Raw genomic sequence first — 20,855 nt, forward strand, 5'->3', positions numbered from 1 at the left:
GTTCCCCATCAGTAAGCCCCCTGGCCGCCGAAGACGGCGCGGAAGGTCTTCCACATGATCACGAGGTCGAGTGCGAGCGACCAGTCCTCGACGTAGCGCAGGTCGAGGCGGATCGACTCCTCCCACGAGAGATCGCTCCGGCCGCTCACCTGCCACAGACCGGTCAGGCCGGGCTTCACCAGCAGGCGGCGCCGCACGTCCGAGGAGTACTTCGCGGTCTCCTCCGGCAGCGGCGGGCGCGGGCCGACGAGCGACATGCTGCCCGCGAGGACGTTGAACAGCTGTGGAAGCTCGTCGATCGAGTAGCGGCGCAGGAACGTGCCGACCTTGGTGATGCGCGGGTCCTTCTTCATCTTGAACAGCACGCCGTTGCCTTCGTCGACGCTGGCGAGCCTGGCGCGCAACGCGTCGGCGTTGGTCACCATGGTGCGGAACTTGATGATCGTGAACGGGACACCGGTCTTGCCGACCCGCTTCTGGCGGTAGAACACGGGTCCACGGCTGTCGATCATCACGAACGCCGCGACCGCGAACATGAGCGGTGCCAGCAGGACCAGGAGGACGAACGCTCCGACGCGATCGACGACTTCCTTGACCAGACGGCGGAATCCGCTCAGTGCCGGTTCACTCACGCGCAGCAGCGGCATGCCGAGCACGGCGCTCATGTGCAGTCGCGGGCCGGCGACCTCCATGAGTCCGGGCGACACGACCATTTCGGCACCAGAGCCCTCGAGTGCCCACGCGAGCTGCTGGAGACGGCGAGGTGTCCAATAGGCGTCGGGTGTGACGGCGACGATGCGGTACCCACCGCGGCGGACGTGCTCGGCGAGCTCGCGCAGCTGGCCGACGACGGGCACGCCGTCGACGTCCGTGCCGGAGCGGCCGCGGCCGTCGATCGTGCAGATCGCGTCCACGCGCCAGCCCAGGTGGGCGACGCGCTTGGTGCGGAGGATGAGGTCCTCGACGGTGTCCAGGTTGCCGGCGGCGAGGACCGAGAGCAGGAAACGTCCTTCACTGCGGCCGCGGTGCAGCGGGCGGCGCAGGAGGTAGCGCATGGGGAACGCGACCAGAGCGATCGCGGGGACCACGACGAAGATCCACAGGCGGGCGCCGGGGATGTCGACGGCGAGCGCTCCGAGGCCGAGCGCCACAACGGCACCGAACAAACCCCGGCCGAGTCTTCGGAACTCCTCGGCTCCCTGCCCCAGAACGGTAGGGGTCCACACGCGGTTGATCGCGAGCGAACCGACGACGAGGACTACTGTGAGTATGTCCAGCAATGCAAGGGAAAGCGGGCCGAAGGCCGTGTGACGCATGCTCATGACGGCACCGACGGCGATGACGACCAGGGCAACGGTCAGCACATCGGCGGTGATCACGGCATAGCGGTAGCGACTTTCCCAGCGCGCTACGGGCGGATGGGTCTGTCTGCGTTCCGACAGCGTGTTGAGCGTGGAGCGCAACCCGTCGACGTCACGGGCAGCGCGGACCTGCTCACTCATCGTTCTGATCTCCCCGGCTCAGCGGCGATTCCGGACGTGCACGTGCACAGGTCACCCCGAGGACCTTGATTCTGCGGACTCCGCGGTCTTCGACAACGCCGTGAAACTGGATCGGCGACCGAAGCTCGCTACCGGTGATTCGCACGTCGAGGGATCGGCGTTACAGACCGTGGAAAAAAGTTTCCCGAAGTCCGAATACCGGACGTGACGCGCGTCTCACCACCTGGAAACCGTGGCGACGTAACACGTTTCCAGATGTCCACAAGGGACATAAGGAGTACGTATGTCGCGAGGTAATCGTTCAGAAGAGGCCTTCAGGCCCTAGTCTGATCGACTGCGATTGTGCATGTACTTACCGCTGAACGGAGTAACAACCTACGGCCGAACGGAAATGCGCACTTCATCACCCTGGACAACCACCACGTCGCCGTGCCTCAGCTGCGCACCGCGCCGCACCTCCACAGCGCCGTTGACGTGGACTTCTCCGTCCTCGATGAGCACCTTGGCATGCCCGCCGTCCTCGACCAGCTGAGCCAGCTTGAGGAACTGTCCTAGCCTGATCGGCTCTTCGGAGATCTCGACCGTCCGCATGAGTCACATCATCCCAGTAGGGCGCACCCCACTGCTTGGTCGGGGGCACACACCAGCGCGTTCGAGTGAAACCGTTGACACCCTTACGAGCATGAAAACTTCGAGGGGGTATGCCGCCTGGTTGGCGGTGTCGGGATTCGTCTGCGTCGCGATAACGATCTTCGCGGCGAGCGCGTACGTCACCCTGGACGTGGAGCAGTCGCGGCCTCCGTTGCACGGGGCCGTTCATTACGGGCTCCTGGTCGCGCACATCTTCACCGGAACGGTCGCCGTCCTGGCGGGTGTCTCGCAGTTCTGGCCGGGCCTGAGAGCCCGCCATCCGCGCGTGCACCGGGTGATGGGCCGCGTCTACTTCGCGGCGGTGCTGCCGTCGTCCCTGCTCGGCGTGGTGTGCGCGCAGCTGTCACTGGCCGGCCTGGCGTCGTCCGCGCCCCTGACGGTGCTCTCGGTGCTTTGGTTCGTCAGCGCGGTCTACGGGCTTAAGACGGCACGGCGGCGCCAGTTCGGCGAACACCGCATCTGGATGATCCGCGGTTTCGCTCTCACCGGCGCCGCCGTGACGGGTCGCCTCTGGGGCCTTGCTCTCGGCGCACTGCTGCCCGACGGGGACGGGCTGCTGGTCTTCGCCACCGCGAACTGGCTGTCGTTCGTGGTGAACCTGCTGGTGGCCGAGTGGTGGATCCAGTCGCGGGGTTACACCCGGACCTTGCCCTCCGTGGCGCTCAAGCCAAGCATTTCCAGCAGGTCAGCGCAGTCGAGCGCGTCCGTGGCGTGACAGGCCACGGTGCGTGCCGCCTTGCTGTTCTGAATCGTGCTGTGCTCCTTTTCCAGAGCCTTGGCCTCGGCGAAGGTGCCGGTTTCGGGCTCGGCGATCGCGGGACGCGCCCAAGTCATGTCGTGCCTGCTTCCGCATCGGGGGATGTGGTCATCATGACAACTGCATGACGGAAACACCAGAACTTGTGCTTACCGTAATCGATCACCCACGCAGCGTGTAAACCGAGGAAGCGTTTTCCTGGAACACACTGCTGATCATTGTTGTCAGGATACTGCTTTACCGTCCGTACCTCAGCACCGACTCCACTTCGGTCACGAATGCGACCAGCCGCTCGTCGTCCACGTCGTCCGGCGTGGGACCGTCCACCGCGAGCCGTTGCAGCGCAACGGAAGTGGTGGCGCTCTCCCGCGCCAGGCGGCGGAACCCGAACGTCGCCTCGTACAGCGACATCGCGGTGCCCAGAGCGGCCAAAGTCGTTGCCACGAAAGACCACATGGCCCTGCGCGGCCCGTCCGCCATGCCGATCGCGGCGGCCGCGGCGGCGGCGATGAAGAAGGCCGCGGCGAGCGCGACCGTCCACGTGCGAGCGCGGGAGTAGCGCTTGCGGGCGCGTTCGAAGTGGTCGAGCCGGTCCTGGAAGCGGTGGCGCAGATAGGCTTCCACGAACTGGGCCTGGCGCTGCTCGTCGCTCATGTCCGGACCACCTCGTGCTTGCGGTTGCTGACCGCGGCTTCCAGATCGGCCACCTTGTCCTGACGTTCCTCTTCCGTGGCGGGTGCGACGGAGGCGAGGTGCGCGAAGTACAGCGCCCGCAGGCGTTCCGCGCGCGACCGGGCGGTGAGGTACTTGTCGAGCGACTCGCGCTTGCGCGCCACGATCGTGATGGCCGCGGCGAACGCGCCACCCGCCACGACGAGCACCCCTGGCCACGGGGTGTCCTTCAGCCACGTCTGCAGGCCGGCGAACACCGTGGTCGTCAGGCCGCCCACGATCGCGAGCACGGACATCAGCCGGTAGCGGTTCTGCTCGACGTCCGCCTCGGCGTCGAGTTCCTGGAACGCGGGCGCGACGACCTGGTTGGCGTCGTGGATGGCGTCCGCGAGCGCCGGGTACGCGACGACGAAGCCGGGGTCGACGAGCGGCCGCGCCTCCGGTGCCCGGTACCGGACCTTGGGCAGGATCCTCGGCGGCTTGACGGGCTTCTCCTTGCCCAGCAAGCGCTCCAGCGCGGTGACGGCCTTGCCGGCGCCCTCGTCGACGTGGACGATGAAGATCTTGCCGCTGCGCACGAGCACCGCCAGGTCGCCCTTGAGGTCCCCCGTCGCGATGCGGTCCGCGAGGCCGCCCGTGCCGGCGAGCACCAGCAACGGGTTGTCGCCGCCGAGGTGGTCGACGACCTCCTGCTCGCTCTCGCCTCCGACGACGAGGGCGACGACGGGCTTCTTGTGGCGCACGGCGTCGATAGTGCGGAACAGCACCGGCGTCGCGTCCGTCCACTCCGAACCGGGGACGATGACGGCGACGCTGTGGTTGGGTTCCAGCGCGACCTGACCGTTGGTGGAGGCCTCGGTGAGGTCGTGCACCTTGCTGCTCGGCGCGACGCCAATCACGACGGGCCAACGCTGCTCGCACGCCTGCAAAGCCATGCCCAGCAAGTGGACAACGCCTCGGTCGGTGCCTTCGGTGACGAACACGGCGCCGTTGCGCGCCGCGGTCACGACGACGGATCTGAGCACCGGCAACAACTTCGCGGCGAGATCCGTCTCGATGTCTTCTGTGGAGCCGAAGACCGAGATCACCGTGCGGCCTCGGGGCAGTCCGAGGGCCTTGGGTTTAATGTCGGCGTCCGGCTGGGACAGCCGTTTGACTGTCGGGCCGCCTGCTGTGGGCATGCCGCGCACCATAACGCCGTGATCGAGGTGTGGCCAGGGCCGTTCAGACCCGTGTCACGCCCCCCACACGCTGCTGGCCAGCAGTTCCAGGTCGCTCAGGTCGTCGATCACGATCTGGGCTCCAGCTTGATGGAGATCCTGTCTCGAACTGCGGCCGGTCGCCACGGCCACGAGCCGCACACCGGCCTTCGTCGCGGCGTACACGTCGTGCGGGGTGTCGCCGATGAGCACGACCTCGTCGTGGGCGAACGGCCGGATGTGCTGCGCGCGTTCACGGGCGAACGTGACCAGCTCGGCCCGGTCGGCGTGCTCGTCACCGAACGCGCTGACGTCCCAGTCCACGAGGTGCGCGAGCCCGAACTCCTCCAGCTTGATCAGCGCGACGCTGCGGAGGTTCGCGGTCAGCACGCCCTGGTGCACGCGCGGGTCGCCGGCGAAGTGTTGGAGGGCCTCCAAGGCCCCCGGCAGGACCTCGCCGTGGCCGGGCAGCTCGGCGCGGCGGGTCTCGAACGAGCTCGCCAGCGCGTCGCTGAGGAGCTGCGCGGCCTCCTCCGTGTGGTCGATGTCGTGCAGGCGCAGCGTCTCCTCGATGATGTCCACCTCGGTGCGGCCGCCGAGGTCCACGGGGCCTGTCAGCTCCCTGCCGAACGCCGTCCGGAACGCCTCGCGGTACATCAGCCCGCCGAACCCGCGTGCCGAGATCAGCGTGTTGTCGATGTCCCACAGCACCAGCAGCTCGGGCCCGGTCACCGGACCACCCCCCACTCCCCGTAAAATGCCTGCTCATGACCTCGATCGACCCCGCAGAGCTGGAAGTCTGCCTGCGCGTGCTTGCCCAGGTCGAGGACCTGCCGGCGGAACACGACGACGCCGTGCGCGTCCGCCGGGCCACCGCGAAGATCTTCAAGGCCGCGAAGAAGTTCCGCAAAACCGAGCGCAAGGCCGCCATCACGGCCAACGACCGCGCCGTGACGGCGTTGACGGCCACCGGGTCGCCGGACCGCATCGACGACGAGACGCAGGGCCTCCCCCTCGTGTCGAACGCGGCCGGTGCCACCGCCGGCACGTTGCTGCGCGCGCGGTCCTGCTACACGTGCCGCAAGAGGTTTGTCGAGGTAGACGCCTTCTACCACAACCTCTGCCCCGAGTGCGCCGCCTTCAACCACGGCAAGCGCGACGCCCGTACGGACCTGACGGGCCGCAACGCGCTGCTGACCGGCGGCCGCGCGAAGATCGGCATGTACATCGCGCTGCGGCTGCTGCGTGACGGCGCGCACACCACGATCACCACCCGGTTCCCCAAGGACGCGGCGCGGCGGTTCGCCACGATGCCCGACGCCGAGGACTGGATCGACCGGCTCAAGATCGTCGGCATCGACCTGCGCGACCCGGCGCAGGTGCTCGCCCTGGCCGACGAGGTGGCGTCCCGCGGCCCGCTGGACGTCCTGATCAACAACGCCGCGCAGACCGTGCGCCGCTCCGCCGGTGCCTACGCCCCGCTGGCCCACGCCGAGCACGAGGCCCTGACCGGCGACGCCGCCCGTCCGGAGCTGATCTCGTTCGGCGGCCACGGCCAGCTCGCGCTGCCCGGCACGGCCGTGCCCGAGGCGCACTCGGTGACGACGCTGGCGTTGATGGCGGGCTCCAAGGACATCGACGCGGGCGGCCTGGTGCCGGACACCGCGGCGACGAACTCGTGGATCCAGAACGTCGACGAGGTCGACCCGGTGGAGCTGCTGGAAGTGCAGCTGTGCAACTCGACGGCGCCGTTCCTGCTGATCTCCCGGCTGCGCGCGTCGATGGCGAAGTCGTCGTACCGCCGCAAGTACGTGGTGAACGTGTCGGCGATGGAGGGGCAGTTCTCCCGCGCCTACAAGGGTTCCGGGCACCCGCACACCAACATGGCCAAGGCCGCTTTGAACATGTTGACGCGGACCAGTGCCGAGGAGATGCTGCAGGCCGACGGCATCCTGATGACCGCCGTCGACACGGGCTGGATCACCGACGAGCGCCCGCACCCTCTCAAGCTGCGGCTCGCCGACGAGGGCTTCCACGCCCCGTTGGACCTGGTCGACGGCGCGGCCAGGGTGTACGACCCGATCGTGCGCGGCGAGGCCGGTGAGGACCTGTACGGGTGTTTCCTGAAGGACTACGCACCTTCTCCCTGGTGAGCCGTCAGGGTGACTTTCGTCGGAAACACGCGTCCGAGGTACCTGTCGGACGCGTCCGAACGAGGCCTTCCACCAGCCCTTATGCGTAGTTGAACACCTGTTCGAGTACTCATTTGTCATGAGAACTGTGTGGCGGGGAGCACTCCGGTTCGGGATGACGACCATGACGGTGCGGCTGGTGTCGGCGGCCACCGAACATCGCAGCAAGGTGCACCTCGTGCACCGCGAGGACAGCGGCCGCGTGCGACACCAGCAGGTGTGCGGCGAGTGCTCGTTGCGGCTCACGCCGGAGGACATCGGGCGCGGCTACGAGCTCGACGACGGCCGGATCGTGCAGATCGACCCAGGCGATCTGCCGGCACCCGAAGACGGTCTGATCGACGTGCAGCAGTTCGCGCCGCAGGTCGACGTGGACCCGGTCGCGTTGCACCGCAGCTACTACCTCGAACCGGACGACCTGGCCGTGCGCTCGTACGTGCTGCTGCGCGAGACGCTGGAGCGGACGAAGGCGGCGGCGATCGTGAAGTTCGCGTTGCGGGGCAAGGAGACCCTGGCCGCGATCAGGCCGCAGCAGGGGGTGCTGGTGCTGCACACGCTGTTGTGGCCCGACGAGGTGCGGGAGCCGCACTTCGCGTTCCTGCACCGGGACACCGAGGTGCGCACGGGCGAACTGGCGGCCGCGGCGGCGTTGGTGCGGGCGCAGACCCGTCCGTTCCGGCCGCACGACTACCCGAACACGCACCACGAGGCCCTGCTGCACCTGGTGGAGGCGAACGTCTGACCGCCTCCTGGTGGTGCGGGCGCGGGGGGNCGCGCCCGTTCTGCCAGGGCCGCGGTCCCCTGCCGGGCCCGGAGAGGCGGTGCTGATCTTGCAGCACAATCGTGGTGGCGGGGCACGTCCCGCCACCGCGACCCGTTCGAAGTGGAGAACCGTGAAGAACCCGCTCGCCACCGCGTTCCTCTGGCTGGCCCTGGCCGCCATGCTCGTGCAGACGGTGGCCTCGTGGGTGAGCGAGCCGGCCGCCGAGATGAACCAGGGCCACTTCGTGCTCCTGGCGCTGGCGGCGGTGGGGGCGCTCGTCGTCAACGCCGGTACCGCAGGTCTGCTGGTGGGGCAGCTCTCGACGAAGCGAGGCGCGAACCTCGTGACCGCGCTGGCCGTCCTGCCTTCCCTGCTGTGGCACGGCTTCGCGCTGCTCACGGTGACCGGTGTCGCCAGCCGGGAAAACCTGTTCTGGGTGAACGTCGTGCCGGAGACCAGGTTCAACGTCGGCTACCACGCGGTGCTGAGTGCCGTGTTCGCCGTCGTTCTCGTCGTGTCGATCCAGCCTCGGCGAGCCGGGGTACCGCAGCGGGCCTGAGGCCCTGTCGGACCGGCGCATTACCATCGGTCCCCATGCTCGCCAGCCCCGCCGATCTCGTCGACCTGCTCGAGTGCGAGCACCGCAGCTACCTCGCGCGGGACGAGCGGCGAGGCGACCCCGCCGAACCGGCACAGGCCGCCGAACGCACCGCCGCGGAGATGCGATCCGGTGCGGACCTGGTCGAGAACGCCGTGTTCTTCGACGGCACGTTCCACTGCACGGCCCAGACCCTCGTGCGCACGGCTGAGGGCTACGAGCCGTGCGGCGAGGTGTCCGAACCCACTCCCTTGGCGGTGTTGTCGCTGGTCGCGGCCGCGCAGGCGCTGGGTGCCGAGCGGGCGCACCTGATCGTGGACGGGCGGCGCACGTCGTTCCGGATCGCCGACTTCACTCCTCTGCTGGGGCGTTTGCAGGCACGGCTCGCGGCGCCCTCACCTGCGCCCGAGCGTTCCTGGGGTGATGTGCGGGCGGCGTGCGTGGGGTGCCGGTTCGCCCGCCACTGCGCTTCCGGCCGTGAGGAGGCACGGGACCTGTCGCTGGTGGCCGGGTTGCGGGCGGACCAGCGGAGGAAGTTGGTTTCGGTCGGCATTGACACGATCGACGCGCTTGCGGCCACCGAGGAACGGCCCGCCACCCTGTCGCCCGCCTCGTTCACGGCGCTGACTGCTCAAGCGCGGCTTCAGGTGGAGCAGGAACGCACGGGCGTCATCCGGTACGAGGTCGTCGCTCCGGAGGCGTTGGCGAACCTGCCGGAACCGGCCGAGGACGACGTGTTCCTGGAGGTCGACGGCGACACGTTCCGGACTCCGGGGTGGTCCGGCACCTTCGCGGAGTTCGTCTCCCGCACCCCGTCCGGCACGGTCTACCACTTCACGCCGCACGACCTGGCCGGACGAGCCGCGCGGACGGCCACCCTGGAGTCCGAAGTGGACGAACTGGTGCGGCGGTGCGTCGACCTGAACGCGCTGACGCGGCGGGTGTTGCGAGTGTCCACACGGGAGTACACGCTGCCTGCGTTGAAGCCGTTGCTGGAAGACGAGGTTCCCACTCGTGGTCTGCGGGATCTGTTGCACCGCATCAAGGTCGAGCGCGAGATCGAGACCGTGGCACCGCAGGAACGCGACGAGGCAGCGCTGGAGAAGGCCGCCGAACGGGCGCGGCGGATGGCTGCACTGACGGAGCCGCTGATGGCGGAGGGGCACGACCTGTTCGCGGCGACCGTCGGCTACCACCGGCGGGAGGCGAGCCCGGCGTGGGGCGACTTCTTCCGGCAGGCCCTCGCGCCCATCTCCGACCTGGAGACGGACTCCAACTGCGCGGTGCCGATCACGCTGCGCGCCGAGGACTGGGTGCCGCCCGCCGGCCGCGTTCGGACGCACAAGCGGCAGGTGCACGCGCGGATCGACCCGGAGCGCCCGCACCCGTTCGGCGCGAACGAGCAGGTCAGGCTGCTCTACCCCAGCAACGTGACGCGCAACGCCGTGGTGTCCGACGACAACCCGTACGAGCTGGTGCTGACCGAGAGCAACGCGGTCGAGCACGGCGAGATGCCGATCGCGGTGCTGCCGGGCAGTCCGGTGCCCGCCTCCCCCAAGGACGAGGCCGTCGCGGAACTGGCCGAGCAGGCCGTGGGACTGCTGCCGCTGCTCCCCCGCAACCCCGGCATCGACCTGTTGCTGCGCACGCCACCCGCACAACCGTTGCCGCAGCACGACGACGTGGTGCAGGCCGTGATCAAGGCCGTCGACCAGCTCGACGGCGGCACGCTGGCGGTGCAGGGCCCGCCCGGCGCCGGCAAGACGTACCTCGCGACCAAGCTCGTGCGGCACCTGATCGACCAGGGCAAGACCGTCGCCGTGACGTCCACGTCGCACAAGGCGGTCGAGAACGTGCTGTCGAGCGTGGACCCCGACATCCCGATGGCCAAGCGCCCCAAGGAGAAGAAGCCCGAGGAGGGCCTGCCGTGGGACCAGCCGAAGAACAACGCGGCGCTCGCGCAGTGGCGTGAGGAGCACTCGCGGGGTCATCTGGTCGGCGGTACGGCGTGGACCTTCTCCAACGCCATCATCAAGGCGCAGCCGTTCGACGTGATGATCATCGACGAGGCCGGCCAGTTCGCGCTGGCAGACGCGGTGGCGGTGGGGACCGCGGCCCGCAACCTCGTGCTGCTGGGCGATCCGCAGCAACTGCCGCAGGTCGTGCAGGGCGTGCACCCACCCGGTTCGGACGCTTCGGCGTTGGGCCATCTGCTCGGCGACGCGGACGTGATTCCTCCCCATCTGGGCTACTTCCTGGCCGAGACGCGGCGGATGCACCCGGCGGTGTGTGGTCCGGTGTCCGAGCTCTCCTATGCCGGACTGCTCCATTCGCACGAAACGGCCGCACACCGGTCCATCTCCGGCATCGAGCCGGGGATCTACCTGCGCGAGGTCGACCACCGGCACAACATCACGTCGTCCGTCGAGGAAGCCGAGGCCGTGGTGGACACGGTGCGCGCGATCGTCGGTCGTACGTGGACGGACAACGGCACAACGCGCGAACTGACCGATGCGGACGTTCTCGTGGTGGCGCCGTACAACCTGCAGGTCAGGGTGATCCGGAGGCGGTTGGCCGAGGCGGGGTTCACCGAGACGCGAGTGGGCACGGTGGACCGCTTCCAGGGCCAGGAGGCACCCGCCGTCATCATGTCCATGACGTCGTCGTCCACCGTGGACCTGCCCCGTGGCCTGGACTTTCTTTTGTCACGCAACAGATTGAACGTGGCCTTGTCCCGTGCCCAGACGCTCGCCGTGATGATCTGCTCGCCACGGCTGCTGGACGCCGACGTTCGCGGCGTCGACCAAATGAGACTGGTCGCGGGCGTCATCGGCCTAACAGAAAGCATGAGGATCTATCCGTGGTGACACCGTAGCGTTGTCATACGGTGACCTTTTGACCCCTCTGTGTTGCTAGCGTGGCGCGGTTCACCCGGTCGGGTGATTCAGATCATGAATGTGCACTCGATCCGCCACGCATCAATGCAGAGCAGGAGTCTCCATGGCAAGCAGAGTTCTCGGCGCGCTCGCGGTGACCGCCACCGCAGCCCTCGCTTCGCTGGCACTGGCTACCCCGGCCAGCGCGCACACCCCGGTGTCGTCAGCGGAGTGCGTCAAGGACAAGGCTGTGCTGAAGGTCAAGCTGACCCAGTACGCGGGCGGCAACAAGAACACCGTGCTGATCAAGGACGGCGAGAAGGTCCTGGTCGACGAGAAGTTCGGTCAGAACTGGGGCGAGCAGGTCGGCAACAAGCTGGAGCCGAAGAAGTTCGAGGCCGATGGCACCATCGAGCACACGTTCACCATCAAGGTGACCGCGTCCGACGGTGAGAAGTACAACTACAAGGAGACGCTCAAGACGCCGAAGTGCGTTCAGGTGCCGCCGACCACCACGACCACGACGACCAAGCCGGCGACGACGACCACGACGACGGTCGCCACGTCCCCGGAGGTGCCCTCGACCTCCGAGGCCCCGTCGACGACCCCGGTCGCCCCCGGCGGCAGCAACCCGGAACCGCCCCTCGCGGCCACCGGCGCGTCCCCGACGTGGCTGCTGCTCTCGGGTCTGGGTCTCGTGGGCGCCGGTGCCGGCACCCTGCTGTTCCTGCGTCGCCGCCGCAGCGCGTGAACTAGCTGAACGAACGAACGGGGGCGGTCCACTTCGGACCGCCCCCGTTCCGCGTCACAGGTCGAGCGACGTCGCGGGTCCGTGGCCCTCGCGGATGAACCACTCGGTGCCGAACGCGTGCGCGAACGTGGGTTCGTCGAGCGACAGGAAGAACGACTGCTCGGGGATCTGCGAGGCGTGCGCGCGCATCGCCTTCCGCTTCACGTCCAGGTACTTCGTGACGTCGACGCCGACGTTGATCTCCGACTCCGGCACCGCGCCCTCGCCCAGCGGCCCCGGGTCCTCGATGCCCGCGCGCCGGAAGGCCTCGCGGAACTCGGACTCGCGCACCATCGCCTGGTAGACGGCCGGGGTGCCGGCGATCTCGGCGGCGCGCATGCCCACCCGGTGCGTCTGGATGTGGTCCGGATGGCCGTAGCCGCCGAAGCTGTCGTAGGTCAGGAACACCTTCGCGTCCTCTTCGACGAGGATCGCCGCGAGCTTCTGGGCGGCCTCCTCGACGTCCGCGGTCCAGAACGAACCCGGCTGGTCGTTGAGCTCGTCGCCCATCATCCCGGAGTCGCGGTACCCCAGGAACTCCACGCGTGCGACGCCCAGCAGGTCGGCCGCGGCGTGCGTCTCGACGACCCGCCGCTGCCAGAGTTCCTCGCCTTCCTCCAGGAAGTCCGGGATCTCGCCGGCCTCTCCGCGGGTCGCCACGACGAGCACGACCCGGTGACCCTCTTCGAACGCCTTGCGCATCACGCCACCCGTCACGATGCACTCGTCGTCGGGATGGGCGTGGAACGTCACCAGTGTGGCCATGCCTCCGACGTTACCCGTGCATGTGAAAGGGCGGCGCACTCCCAGGATCAGGCTGGGAGGCGCCGCCCCTCGGCGAACTCGTGGAGCTATCGCAGGGTCAGGTTCCAGGAGTTGACGTACCCGGTGTCACCCGAGTACAGGTCCTGGACCCGCAGCTTCCACGTGCCCGCCGCGACCTCGGACGAGGCGTTGACCGTGTAGGTCGCCACCACGTTGTCGGCACTGTCCGAAGAGGACGAGTTCTTCAGCCGGTAGGCGGTGCCGTCCGGCGCGATCAGGTCGATCACCAGGTCACCGCGGTAGGTGTGGACGATGTCCACGCCGACCTTGGTGGCCGAGGAGGCGTTGCCCGTCACCGTGGAGGTGATGGACGACGTCACGGCGGTGCCGCGGTCCGGGATGGCGACGTCGGTCGTGTTCTCCAGGCCACCGGAGGGCGGCGGAGTCGTGTCGACGGCGGCCACGGTCTTGGCGGCGTCCGCGAGACCGGCGCCACAGCCACCCGTGCAGGTGCCGGGGAGCGTACGGGCGTTGGTCTTGATCAGGTCCTTGATCTGGGCCGGCGTGAGCGACGGCTTCTTGGCGACCAGCAGTGCCGCGAGGCCCGCGACGTGCGGGGCGGCCATCGAGGTGCCCTGGTACGGCTTGTAGTTCTCGGCACCGGGGGTGGTCGTGCCGGCGTTCAGCGTCGACCAGATGCCGTTCTGCGGCGTGGTGATGGTGCCGGGGGTGTCGGTGCCGCGGCGGGTCTCGCCACCGGGCGCCGCGATGTCGACGCGGGTGCCGTAGTTCGAGTAGTACGTGCGGTTGCCCTCGCGGGACGACGCGGCGACGGTGATCACGCCGGAGCAGTTGGCCGGGGTGTAGAGCGACGTGTTGTCGTTCGAGTTGCCGGCCGCGACGACGACCGTGGTGCCGCGGTTGATCGCACCGTTGATCGCGTTCTGGTACGTGGTGGAGCAGGACGACTTGCCGCCGAGCGACATGTTGATGACCTTGGCGACGTTCTGGTTCGCGGGCACGCCGCTCACCGTCCCGCCGGACGCCCAGGTGATCGCGTCGGCGATGTCCGAGGTGGCGCCACCGCACTTGGCGAGGACGCGCAACGGCTGGATCTTGGCGTCGTAGGCGATGCCCGCGATGCCCTTGCCGTTGTTGGTGGACGCGGAGATCGTGCCGGCCACGTGCGTGCCGTGCCAGGACGAGTTGCTGTCCTGCGCGGGCACCGGGTTGCCGTTGGCGTCGGTGCCGCACTCGCCACGGGCCGCCCAGTCGCCCTGGTCGGCCGGGTTCGAGTCACGGCCGTTGTTGTCGCGGGCACGGGCCGAGTCGGAGACGAAGTCGTACCCCGCGACGGCCCGGTCCGCCAGGTCGCTGTGGGCGACGTAGCCGGTGTCGATGACCGCGACGGTCACACCCGCGCCGGTGGTGCTGGACCACGCGCCGGGCACGTTCATGCCCGCGGTGGCCTCGAAGAGGTCCCACTGCCGGGAGTACTCGGTGTCGTTCGGCTCGGCGAACGGCTGCATCAGCAGGTCCGGCTCGACGTAGGCGACCTTGGGGTCGCTCTTGAACGCCTGGATCGTGTTGTCGGCGTTCGTGGTCTTCGACCCGAGGTCGACGACGACCGCACCGCTCGACATGCGGCGGTGCACGGACTTGCCCTTCTTGCGGGCGTCGTCCGAGGCAGCGGTGTCGGACGAGGCTTCGGCGGTGCCCGGCTTGTAGCCGACGATCAGCCGCTCGAAGGGACGGTTCACCTGGGTCGAGTCCGGTTGGGACTGGATCTGGGCGGGGGCAGCGGTCGCCGATGGGGCGACAACGCTGAGCACGGCGGCGGAAACTGCCGCGGCGCACACACTCGTGCGTCGCAATCCGTTCACGTGAGGTCCTTCCACGCAGGGCCTTCGCGTGCCGTTGAGGGCGTCAGTGTTCTGAACCGGCTGCGGAGGTGGAGGGACCGTAAGTCGCGTCACACCTGCGAAAACAGGTCTAGCGGAGTCCGAATAACGACACTGTCGTGTTCACGACAGGCTCGCTGGGCTGAATGGCGCACAATATGGCCGTGTTCGGACACTTGGGCGTTTCCCCGGAGCTCTCCGCCGTCTACGAGCTGCTCGTGACGGGCGGTAGCCGCACCACCGACGAGATCGGCGTCGCCGTTCCCGTGCTGGAGCAGATGCGGGAGCTCGGACTGGTCCGGCACCTGCGCGGCGACGTGTGGCAGGCCATCGCGCCCGACCTCGCCGTCGAGGCGCTGATCGCGGCCCGCGAGGAGGCGAACCGCCGGGCCCGCGCGGACGTCGGCCCGTTGATGGAGCTGTACCTGCGCAACCGCGACGAGGAACTGGCCGACAACGCGTTCGTCGAGGTGGTGTCCGGAGTGGACGCCGTCCGCGAGCTGTGGCACGCCCTGCTGCGCGGCGCCCGCGAGGAGGTCTGCGTGCTCGACCAGCCGCCGTACGTGACGCCGCTGGGCCAGCACGTCGCGCTGGAGGACGAAACACGCGAACGGGACGTGCAGTGGCGCGTCGTCTACGACCGTTCCGCCGTCGACATCCCGGGCCGCGTCACGGAGATCATCGACCTGGTCGCCGCCGGCGAACGCGCCCGCGTCACGCCGACGCTGCCGTTCAAGCTCGCCGTCATCGACCTGCACGCGGCGGTGCTCCCCGTCGTCAACGGCGACGTGGTCGACAAGGTGCTGCTGATCCGGCCGTCCGCGTTGCTGGACGTGCTGCGCTCGACGTTCGAGCTGTACTGGGACAAGGGGATCCCGTTCAGCCCCGGAGGCATCTACGCGGCGGCGGCGGACGTGGACCCGAACCTGCTCGGGCTGCTCGCGGCCGGGCTGACCGACGAGTCGATCGCGCGGCAGCTCGGGCTGGCGCCGCGGACGGTGCAGCGGCGGGTGCGGCAGCTGATGGACCGGTGCGGGGCGCAGACCCGGTTCCAGGCCGGAGTCCAGGCGATGCGGCGAGGGTGGCTTTAGAGCCGACGCAACCCCTGGCGATCTTGTGGCGTCTTCATCCCTGCAAGCAAGTTCTCACCAGGGGGATTCGAAAATGCGCATGCGCAAGGTGATGGCGGCTGCCCTGACGGGCCTGGCACTCATCGGTCTCGCGGGCACGGCATCGGCGTCGGCACAGGGTTCTGGGGACCTCGTGTGGCCGCCGAAGGACATCACGCCGGTCCACAAGACCAAGGCGGAGCTGCAGAAGCAGGCGGACGGGTTCTCCGCTCGCCAGCAGCAGACCTACCCGAAGGTCTTCCGCGGCGCGCAGGACGTCTCGACCGGCAACTGGGGCGGCGAGGCCGAGGGCGTGTTCGACGACATGCAGTACATGGGCAACACGGTGACGCTGACCTACAAGGGGCAGAGCGTCACGACGTTCACGCAGGTGAACGCGCCGGGCATGCACGAGTGGTCGCCGAAGGAGTACTGCGAGAAGTACGCCACGTGCACCGGCCAGGTCACCGACCACCGGGGTGGCGTGATCGTGTTCGCCGAGAACGAGCAGTTCGGCATCACGTCGGCCCGGAACTGGCGGCGCAACGGTGAGGTCGTCTGGGTCCAGACCTGGACGCCGGGGATCGAGGCGCAGCTGGCGGCTCTGGCCACCGACCGCGCCTTCACGTTCACGCGCTAGCGAACGGGAGAGCGGGCGCTTCTGGTCGTGGAAGAAACCGGAAGCGCCCGCTCGATCAGCTGGCGACCTTGCGCGCGGCCACCAGCCGTCCTTCCGCGAAACCCTCGACGCGCACCTCGCGCCCGGTCGCGGTCAACGTCGCGGTGTGCGCGCCGTCGGTCACGTCCAGCGAGGTCATCGGGCGGCCGTCGACGTAGACGTCCACCCGGTCGAGGTTCACGGTGTCCAGTGAGACGGTCGTGCCCGCGACCGCCACTCCGAGCCTGCGCACGGGCAGGGCGTCCAGGAGCTCTCCCGCCCTCGCGAGCAGGTCCACGTTGCCCTCCAGCAGGTCCGCGCGCGTGACCTTGTGCTGGTGCGTCGGGCGCACGCCCAGGTCCTCCACCGGCGTGCCGGCGAGCTTGCCGACGCGCAACGTGCGGCGGATCGACACGCGCATGTTCGCCTTGTTGGGCAACGACTTGTACGGCGACTCCGCGTCGAACGGCGCCGGGATCTTCAGCAGTGCCATCAGGAGTCCGTGCGTCCACACGTTCGCGCCGCCCGCGCCGGTGTTGTCGTCCACGCCGAGGATCGGGCCCAGGTCGTGGTCGGCCCAGCCCGCGGCGAAGATGTCGGTGGCCGAGTAGCAGCGCGCGTCGGTGACCAGCACGACCGGGCCGTGGTAGGTCTGGCCGACGGCGTTCGCGCCCTCGACCGGCGTGATGGTGTGCGAGCAGGAGAACGCCTGGCCCGTCTCCGTCGAGCTGTCGAGCGACGGGAACCACGGGCCGAGGTTGATCTGACCGGTCGGGTCCTCGGCGTGGCGGCGGCAGATCCGCAGGTTCAGCGGCGTGCTCAGGAACTGCACGGGTTCCGGCGCGATGGGCTTCGGCGTCATCGTCTGCAGCAGGAACTCCGAGGCGAAGATGTGGCCGCCGCCGTTGTCGCGCACGTCGACGATGAGTCCGTTCTGCGGCAACAGGTTCGCGAGCCGCACGAACTCGGCGAGGAACGCGTCCGGGTCGTCGACGCTGAACGTGAAGATCCGCAGGTGCCCGAACGTGCCGGACGGCGTGACCACCGGACGCGCGCGGAACACGCCGGGCATCGTCGTCGGCACGTCCGTCACGGACATCGCGACCGCACCACCGGCGGCCTCGGCCTGCACGACCTTGGGCGCGTGCAACAACTTCTTGGCGCGCGCCTTCTCGTCCGAGTCGAGGTCGACGCCCTGCGCGGCCGCGGCCGGGGACAGCGAGTCGACGTCCGTCATCGGCGGCAGGTTCTCCGTCACCTGCCAGTCGACGCGCAGCTCCTCGGCGGCACCGGTCTCGGTGCGGTAGCTGACGACCACCCAGTCCTCGTCGGGCGGGAGCTGGATCACCAAGGGGCGCAACGTGAGCGACTCGAGACCGCGGGCGAGGTTCGCGGCGGTGTTGCTGCCCGCGAAGACCGCGCCGTTCAACGCGACCGCCCTGGCGATCGGCGTGCCGTTCCAGTGCGTCACCTCGGCGCCGGGCGCGAGGGCGTCGAAACCGGCGACCGTGCGGGCGACGAGGTACTGCTCGGTGCCGTCGTCGGCGAAGCACCGCTCCAGCTGGAACGGCAGGAAGGCGATCTTGCCCGCGAACGGCGCCGGCAGGAGGTAGTTCGTGTGCAGGTCGCGCACCGAGTGGAATGTGCTCGACAGCTCGCGGTGGAACTGCCACTCGGGTTCGGCCGTGGCGTCGGTCTGCCGTTCGAGCCTCGCTCTGAGCACTCTGAGCCTCTGCACCGGGTTCACCGCGTGCATCGCGACTTTCAGGGGCAGGTGCGCGTAGTTCTGCTCCAGCAGGATCAGCGCCTGGTCGACGATGAGCTTGCGCTGCGCCAGCGTGAGCGTGCCCGCCGTGGCGAGGAACTCGGCCAGGCCGACGGAGTTTGCGACGTTCGGGTGAGCGGTTGTGGTCATGGTGGGGCCTCCTTGCTCAGTAGAGGCTTTCCGGGCCGCCTGGATACACCTTTTTCACCCGTTCGGCCGCTAACCGGAGCAGTTTTCCTGACGACAACTGGAGTAAAGGGGAGGCCGCGATGAGTCCAGCCGTCCTGGAACTGCGCATCCACGGGGTCAACAACACGCCCCCGGACGCGATGCTGGCCCTCCCGGACCACGCCGTCGAACAGTTCCGCGGCGACCGCTTCGGCAGCTTCTGGCGCTCGAGACCGGACAAAATCGCCGAGCTGCCACCGGATCACGCCGGCCAGGTGCCCGCACAGGTGCGGCGCGAGGCGTACTCGTGGGGCGGGATGGCGCGCAGCAGCCCCGGTGTGCCGGGCAGCGGGGTGCCGTCGGTGCTCGCGAACGCGCTGGGGCGCGTCGGCTGGGCGCTGCTGCTGCCGTTCGGGCTCGCGAACGTCGCGTACTGGGCCCGGAAGCTGCCCGACGACGCCGTTCCGACGACGCGGAGGATGGTGTGGTGGAACGCCGGGCGCGGGGCGGCGTCGACGCGACTGTTCGGGCTGGGCCTGACGGTGTTGCTGGTGCTCGCGGTGTGCGAGGTGGCGATCGACGTCTACGCGGTCCAGTGTTCGCTGCCGGGCACCACGTGCAGGCGGCTGCCGGACTTCCTGGACGTGCTGGGCGACCCGGCGCGGCACATCAGGGTGCTGGCCGCGTCCGCTGTGCCGGTGTTGCTGCTGCTCGGGTTGATGGCGCTGACCTCGTTGTCGCGCAGCAGGTACGAGATGACGTCCGTGCGCACGCCGGAGCGGCGCGTGGGAGTGATGCTGAGCCGGTCGTCGATGTGGGAGGGCAGCCCGCGGATCCGCCGGCTCACGCGGCTGCACATCTCGGCCGGGTGTTGCGTGGTGGTGCTGGTGACGAGCACGCAGCTGTGGCAGCACGTGTTCTTCCTGGTGCTGAGCGTGCTCGCCGGTGGAGTGCTGGCCGTGGTGATGGCGCGGGTGGTGGTGACGGCCACCGACTGCCCGGACGTGCCGTCGACCGAGCAGGGCGGGCTGTGGTCGTGGCTGCTGATGGTCTCGGCGGTCGTCGTGCTGGTGACGCACGGGTTCGGGCTGTACGCGATCGCGCCGGTGTTCGACGGGCCGTTGTGGCTGACGTCGTGGGGGCCGCCGTTGGTGACCGTGGCGTTGCTCGGGTCGGTGATGGCGGCGTGGTCGTGGCGGCGCAACGACGCCAAGGGGCCGTTGGTCCTGCTGGTGGTCTTCGTGGCGTTCATGGTTGCCACGTACTGGTTTCCGCTCGCCTGGATCGGGGCCTTCGCGGCCGGCGCCGTGCTGGCGTGGCGGGCCCGGCCGCGTTCCGGCGACGAGTGGCAGGCCTGGAGCGGTGCCGGACCCGGTGTGCTGCTGGGGTTGTCGCTCGTGTCGTCGGTGATGCTGTCGGCGGTGCTGGTGCTGACGTTCCGGGGCTGGGTCGGGACGGGACTGGTCGTGCCGTCGTTCTACTCGTGGTTCAGCGCGGCGTTCGCGTGTGCCTTGGTGCCGTTGGTGTTGCTGGTCCTCGCGCAGGCTTTCGTGCTGCTGTCCCGGCTGATCACTCCTGCCGTGCTGGACGGCGAGGGCGAGGCGCTCGTGGTGCGGGCGCGGCACGTGGTCGCGGTGACGCACCGGGCCGAGACGGTGGCCGGGGTGTTGTCGGTGCTGGGTGTTCTCGCCCTGCTGCTGACGAGTTACCTCACGTTCGCGGCGCCTTCGTGGCCTGGGTGGTCCGGCGTGCAGTGGGTGCTGGGCAAGGGCGACTGGGTGACCGGGCTCGCCGGGGTCGCGGTGGTCGGGTCGTTCGTCGGGGCGGGGATGCTGACCAACCGGCGGCCGCTAGGGCTGGTGTGGGACCTGATGTGCTTCCTGCCGCGCACCGCCCACCCGTTCGCGCCGCCGTGTTATGCCGAGCGGGCGGTGCCGGAGATCGCCGACCGGACGCGCGAGTTCCTGGACGGGTCGCCGGATCGCCGCGTGGTGCTGTCCGCGCACAGCCTGGGCGCCGTGCTGGCCGTGGCGGCGCTGTACGCGTTGCCCGCCGGATACCTGGGCCGCGTCCAGTTGCTGACGTACGGCGTGCAGTTGCGGCCCTACTTCGGGCGGATCTTCCCCGAGCTGCTGGGACCCGTCGTGCTGGGGACACCTCCGGTGCGCGCGGGCGCGTTGTTCTCGTGCGATCCGTGGGTGCGGGCGGGTGGCGTCCTGCCGGACCGCGGGCTGTCGACGTTGCTGGGTCCGAGCTGGATCAACCTGTGGCGCCGCACCGACTACCTCGGTTTCCCGGTGCACGGCTGGGAGTCCAACCCGCTCGACCGCCGCGCCGACGAGGGCACACCGGACAGGGTGCAGACCCACGGCGGCTACCACCTGTGCGCGGCCTACCGGCAGGCGTTCGCGGACCTCGTCTCGATCGACCTGAACCGGTCACCCGATAGTGGAAGTGGAGGGGGTGGGAGCCTGGGACGCAGCTGACCC

General features: G+C 69.1%; 17 protein-coding genes. 9 read left to right on the forward strand and 8 right to left on the reverse strand.

The window, feature by feature from the left end:
- Positions 1-8 precede the first annotated feature (8 nt).
- Positions 9-1,502, reverse strand: a complete 1,494-nt coding sequence (locus tag IEY88_RS23135; protein ID WP_189156900.1) for a sugar transferase — start codon at positions 1,500-1,502, stop codon at positions 9-11.
- Between the two features lie 375 nt (positions 1,503-1,877).
- On the reverse strand, positions 1,878-2,093 hold the full coding sequence (locus IEY88_RS23140) for an RNA-binding S4 domain-containing protein (RefSeq protein ID WP_189156901.1): 216 nt from the start codon (positions 2,091-2,093) through the stop codon (positions 1,878-1,880).
- Between the two features lie 91 nt (positions 2,094-2,184).
- Here IEY88_RS23140 and IEY88_RS23145 point away from each other — a divergent pair, with 91 nt between their 5' ends.
- Positions 2,185-2,868: a DUF2306 domain-containing protein gene (locus IEY88_RS23145; RefSeq protein ID WP_189156902.1), complete on the forward strand. Its 684-nt coding sequence runs from the start codon at positions 2,185-2,187 to the stop codon at positions 2,866-2,868.
- A gap of 279 nt (positions 2,869-3,147) precedes the next feature.
- Here IEY88_RS23145 and IEY88_RS23150 read toward each other — a convergent pair whose 3' ends face one another.
- Genes IEY88_RS23150 through IEY88_RS23160 form a run of 3 tightly spaced genes read right to left on the reverse strand, consistent with a single transcriptional unit; the run spans position 3,148 to position 5,513 of the window.
- Positions 3,148-3,564, reverse strand: a complete 417-nt coding sequence (locus tag IEY88_RS23150) for an SLATT domain-containing protein (protein WP_189156903.1) — start codon at positions 3,562-3,564, stop codon at positions 3,148-3,150.
- Entirely contained in the window at positions 3,561-4,763 is a 1,203-nt protein-coding gene (locus IEY88_RS23155) for a DUF4231 domain-containing protein (protein WP_189156904.1), read from the reverse strand. Before IEY88_RS23155 ends, IEY88_RS23150 begins: the two co-directional genes overlap by 4 nt.
- A 54-nt stretch (positions 4,764-4,817) precedes the next feature.
- The gene (locus tag IEY88_RS23160; protein ID WP_189156905.1) at positions 4,818-5,513 is read right to left on the reverse strand and encodes an HAD family hydrolase; all 696 of its coding nucleotides are present in this window, start codon (positions 5,511-5,513) and stop codon (positions 4,818-4,820) included.
- Positions 5,514-5,548: 35 nt separating this feature from the next.
- On the opposite strand from IEY88_RS23160, the gene IEY88_RS23165 reads away from it, so the two are divergent.
- From IEY88_RS23165 to IEY88_RS23185, 5 genes are all read left to right on the forward strand, one after another.
- The gene (locus IEY88_RS23165) at positions 5,549-6,934 is read left to right on the forward strand and encodes an SDR family oxidoreductase (RefSeq protein WP_189156906.1); all 1,386 of its coding nucleotides are present in this window, start codon (positions 5,549-5,551) and stop codon (positions 6,932-6,934) included.
- Between the two features lie 118 nt (positions 6,935-7,052).
- A complete protein-coding gene (gene ku, locus IEY88_RS23170; RefSeq protein WP_189156907.1) occupies positions 7,053-7,715 on the forward strand; it encodes a non-homologous end joining protein Ku in 663 nt (220 codons plus the stop codon).
- Between the two features lie 151 nt (positions 7,716-7,866).
- Positions 7,867-8,295: a hypothetical protein gene (locus IEY88_RS23175; RefSeq protein WP_189156908.1), complete on the forward strand. Its 429-nt coding sequence runs from the start codon at positions 7,867-7,869 to the stop codon at positions 8,293-8,295.
- A gap of 35 nt (positions 8,296-8,330) precedes the next feature.
- Entirely contained in the window at positions 8,331-11,201 is a 2,871-nt protein-coding gene (locus IEY88_RS23180) for a bifunctional RecB family nuclease/DEAD/DEAH box helicase (protein WP_189156909.1), read from the forward strand.
- Positions 11,202-11,334: 133 nt separating this feature from the next.
- Positions 11,335-11,961: an LPXTG cell wall anchor domain-containing protein gene (locus IEY88_RS23185; protein ID WP_229693656.1), complete on the forward strand. Its 627-nt coding sequence runs from the start codon at positions 11,335-11,337 to the stop codon at positions 11,959-11,961.
- A gap of 54 nt (positions 11,962-12,015) precedes the next feature.
- Here the strand turns inward: IEY88_RS23185 and IEY88_RS23190 are convergent, their stop codons facing one another.
- Together IEY88_RS23190 and IEY88_RS23195 are read right to left on the reverse strand one after the other, a co-directional pair.
- The gene (locus tag IEY88_RS23190; protein ID WP_189156911.1) at positions 12,016-12,765 is read right to left on the reverse strand and encodes a PIG-L family deacetylase; all 750 of its coding nucleotides are present in this window, start codon (positions 12,763-12,765) and stop codon (positions 12,016-12,018) included.
- Between the two features lie 86 nt (positions 12,766-12,851).
- Complete coding sequence (locus IEY88_RS23195; RefSeq protein WP_229693657.1) at positions 12,852-14,648, reverse strand: S8 family peptidase; 1,797 nt, start codon at positions 14,646-14,648, stop codon at positions 12,852-12,854.
- A gap of 182 nt (positions 14,649-14,830) precedes the next feature.
- Here IEY88_RS23195 and IEY88_RS23200 point away from each other — a divergent pair, with 182 nt between their 5' ends.
- Together IEY88_RS23200 and IEY88_RS23205 are read left to right on the forward strand one after the other, a co-directional pair.
- Positions 14,831-15,757 (forward strand): LuxR C-terminal-related transcriptional regulator, encoded by a 927-nt coding sequence (locus IEY88_RS23200; protein ID WP_189156912.1) that lies wholly within the window; start codon positions 14,831-14,833, stop codon positions 15,755-15,757.
- Between the two features lie 73 nt (positions 15,758-15,830).
- On the forward strand, positions 15,831-16,415 hold the full coding sequence (locus IEY88_RS23205; protein ID WP_189156913.1) for a hypothetical protein: 585 nt from the start codon (positions 15,831-15,833) through the stop codon (positions 16,413-16,415).
- A 55-nt stretch (positions 16,416-16,470) separates the two neighbouring features.
- Here the strand turns inward: IEY88_RS23205 and IEY88_RS23210 are convergent, their stop codons facing one another.
- Positions 16,471-18,348, reverse strand: coding sequence for a S41 family peptidase (locus IEY88_RS23210; RefSeq protein WP_189156914.1), 1,878 nt, complete (start codon positions 18,346-18,348; stop codon positions 16,471-16,473).
- Positions 18,349-18,467: 119 nt separating this feature from the next.
- Here IEY88_RS23210 and IEY88_RS23215 point away from each other — a divergent pair, with 119 nt between their 5' ends.
- The gene (locus tag IEY88_RS23215) at positions 18,468-20,852 is read left to right on the forward strand and encodes a hypothetical protein (RefSeq protein ID WP_189156915.1); all 2,385 of its coding nucleotides are present in this window, start codon (positions 18,468-18,470) and stop codon (positions 20,850-20,852) included.
- Positions 20,853-20,855: the final 3 nt, after the last annotated feature.

The organism is Lentzea pudingi, from assembly GCF_014646255.1.
In the GTDB taxonomy this organism is placed as follows: domain Bacteria; phylum Actinomycetota; class Actinomycetes; order Mycobacteriales; family Pseudonocardiaceae; genus Lentzea; species Lentzea pudingi.